Origin of the sequence: Nonomuraea longispora (assembly GCF_004348345.1) — a bacterium.
GTDB classification, from domain to species: domain Bacteria; phylum Actinomycetota; class Actinomycetes; order Streptosporangiales; family Streptosporangiaceae; genus Nonomuraea; species Nonomuraea longispora.
Map to the genome: position 1 here is coordinate 1 of NZ_SMJZ01000381.1, position 3,150 is coordinate 3,150.

Annotated in this window: 3 protein-coding genes; all 3 read left to right on the forward strand. The window is 73.8% G+C overall.

Annotated features, from left to right (window positions below; all coding sequences use genetic code 11):
- A partial coding sequence (locus tag E1267_RS43210; protein ID WP_132342039.1) for a class I adenylate-forming enzyme family protein occupies positions 1–1,050 on the forward strand: 1,050 nt, incomplete at its 5' end.
- 2 nt (positions 1,051–1,052) lie between these two features.
- Entirely contained in the window at positions 1,053–2,561 is a 1,509-nt protein-coding gene (locus tag E1267_RS43215) for a condensation domain-containing protein (RefSeq protein WP_132342041.1), read from the forward strand.
- Positions 2,558–3,150: condensation domain-containing protein (locus E1267_RS43220; protein WP_246064732.1), on the forward strand; the 593-nt coding region annotated here is incomplete at its 3' end. The genes E1267_RS43215 and E1267_RS43220, both read left to right, overlap by 4 nt.

The following is a 3,150-nucleotide window of genomic DNA, read 5'->3' on the forward strand; positions in this document are numbered from 1 at the left end:
CCCGCGCTCCCGCCCTCGATCGATCCGCTCTCGCTCGCCCAGATCCTTTACACCTCCGGCACCACGGGCCGCCCCAAGGGGGTGGCCGCCACCCACGCCAACCTGACCTTCCCGCCCGTGCACCCCAAGCGCCGCCCGTTCGCCCATTCCCGGCATCTGGTGCACGCCTTCCCGATCGGCACGAACGCCGGCCAGATCATGCTGCTCCACGCGCTTACCACGGCCCCCACCGTGGTCACGCTGCCGATGTTCACCCCGGCCCGCTTCGCCGCCCTCGTCGAGACGTACGCGGCCGGCACCTGCTTCGTCGTGCCCGCGATGGCGATCGAGCTGCTCAACGCCCGGGTGCAGGACGGCCACGACCTGTCGAGCGTGCTGCTGCTCGGCTCGGCCGCCGCCGCGCTCCCGCCGGCCGTGGCCGCCGGGCTCACGGTCGCGTTCCCGAACGCGGCCGTGGCCAACTATTACACCTCCACGGAGGCGGCGCCCGCCCAGACCATCATGATCTACGACGGCGACCGGCCCGGCTCCCTCGGCCGGGCGGCGGGCGGGTCGCGGCTCAGGATCACCGACGCCGAGGGCAACCCCGTGCCCGAGGGGACGACGGGCGAGGTGTGGCTGCGCGCGGCGGCCCATCCCCGCGCCTACTACGGCGAGCGCGACGACGCCTTCCAGGACGGCTGGGTCCGCATGGGCGACCTGGGCTACCTCGACGACGAGGGCTACCTGTACCTCGTCGACCGCGACGGCGACGTGATCAAATCGGGCGCGTTCAAGGTGTCGACGCTGCAGGTCGAGGCCGCGCTGCACGAACATCCCGCGGTGGCGGACGCGTCGGTGTTCGGCGTCGCGCACCCGGTGATGGGCATGGCGGTGGCCGCGGCGGTGGTGGCCCGAGAGCCGCTGGCGCTCAGCGACGTACGGTCGTTCCTCGGCGGCCGGCTGGCCGGGCACGAGCTGCCGTCGAAGCTGCTCTGCCTCGACTCTCTGCCGAGGAACACCGCCGGCAAGGTCATCAAGCGGGAACTGCGCCGTCTGGCAGAGGAGTGAACATGGTCCTGGCATCGCAGGCGCAGCACGGGATGTGGATCACCGAGGTGTTGCACGGCACGGGAACGGCCTACCACATGCCGTTCGCCCTCTGGTTCGACGGGCCGCTCGACCGGGAGGCGATGGTGCGGGCGTGCGAGGCGGTCGTCGACCGCCATCCGGTGCTGAGGTGCGCGTTCGAGCAGCGCGACGGCGACCTGCACCTGGTGCCGGACGCCACGCGCCCGCCCGTGACGTTCACGGCCGCGCCCGATCCGGGACGGCTGCTGCGCGAGGAGATCGCGCGGCCGTTCGACCTCGGGCGAGGACCGCTCGCGCGGTTCACTCTGGCGCAGGTGGCCGGGGAGCGGCACGTGCTGCTGTTCGCCGGGCACCACCTGGTGTTCGACGGCATGTCCAAGGACCTGCTGACCCGCGACCTCGCCGCCGCCTACGCGGGTGAGGCGCTCCCGCCGCTGCCCATGCCGTACGGCGCGCCGCTCACGATCCCGCCGGAGGCCGTCGCGTACTGGCGGGCCCGCTGGCGGGACACCGCCGAGGTGGTGATCGGCGGGACGGTCAGGACCGCGGGGACGGCGGGCCGCGCCGAGGAGGTCCTGCTCGACCTGACCGGCGAGATGGCCGCGGCGCAGGCCGCCGGGGTCACGCGGTTCGAGGCGTTCCTCGCCGCCGTGCACGGGCTGCTGTTCTCCTACGGCAACGCGGAGACGGCGGTCGCCATCGCCATGTCCACCCGGCGGGCCGGAACCCGGGACCACATCGGGTTGTTCGCCACCGAGCTGCCCGTCTACTCCGCGCCCAAGCCGGACACCACCTTCAGGCAGCTCGCCCACACCCTCAAGGCCGAGGTGCGCGAGCTGAACCGTTTCCGCGACATCCCCGCGGCCCGCGCGGCGGGCGGGGTCAGGCCGCGGCCCGCCCTCGCCCCCGTGTCCATCAGTTTCCGGCGGCGGGCGGCGGACGTGGTCTTCCCCGGGCTGCGGACGGCGGCCGAGTGGAAGATGTCCAGCCGCACGGTCAGGAACGTGCTGCACCTGCAGGCCGTGGACGGCGACGACGGGCTCAGGCTCACCCTGCATCACAGCCCGGACCTCATCTCCACGCGGGACGTGGAGGCGGCGGGACACGACCTGAGAGCCCTGCTGGCCGCCGCGAGCGCCGACCCCGACGTGCCGCTGACCACCCTCCTGCCGGCCACCGGCCCTGTTCCCACGATCTCCCGCGCCGCGCCGCCGCAGGCCCCCGGCGGATCCTCCGCGCCGGCGCGCGAGGCGGTGGCCGTGGACGGCGAGCTGGTGGAACAGGTACGGCTCATCTGGATGGAGGTCCTGCGGATCGACGACGTCGCCCCCGACGAGGACCTGTACGACCTGGGCGGCCACTCCCTCACCATCACCCAGATCAGCGCCAGGATCAGGAAACGGCTCGGCGTGGAGGTGCCGTTCGACGTGTTCCTCGACGACCCCACCGTCACCGGGGTGGCGGCGGCGGTCAGCGAGCTGCGCGCATGATCTCACTCGGGCAGGAGCGGCTCTGGTTCCTGCAGCGGCTCGACCCGGCCGACCCCGCCTACCGGGTGGCCGTCGTACGCCGGCTGCGCGGCCCGCTCGACGCCGGAGCGCTGACCGGCGCGTTCGCCGACGTGGCGGCCAGGCACGAGTCGCTGCGCACCCGGTTCCCCGAGGACGACGGGCAGCCGGTCGCCGTGGTCGACCCGCCGGGCCGCGTACCCGTCGAACTGATCGACCTCGCGACCCCCGAGCAGGCCGAGCGGCTGTGCGAGCAGCGCACGAACACCCCCTTCGAGCTGGGCGCCGCGCCGCCGCTGCGGATCACGCTGATCCGGCTGGCCGGCGACGACCACGTGCTCTGCGTCGTGCTGCACCACATCATCGGCGACGGCTGGTCGCTCAACGTCCTCATGGACGACCTGGCCAGGTGCTACGCCGCCCGCGTCCACGGCACGCCACCCGAGCTGCCCGAGCTGCCGGTGACGTACGCCGGGTACGCCGACGGGCAGCGGGCCGCCGACGCCGGCGTCGGCTACTGGACGGGCAGGCTCGCCGGGGCCACGCCGCTGGACCTGCCCGCCGACCGCCC

Coding starts and splice junctions, on each gene's coding strand:
- E1267_RS43215 (WP_132342041.1), top strand. CDS start 1,053: ATGGTCCTGGCATCGCAGGCGCAGCACGGGATGTGGATCACCGAGGTG.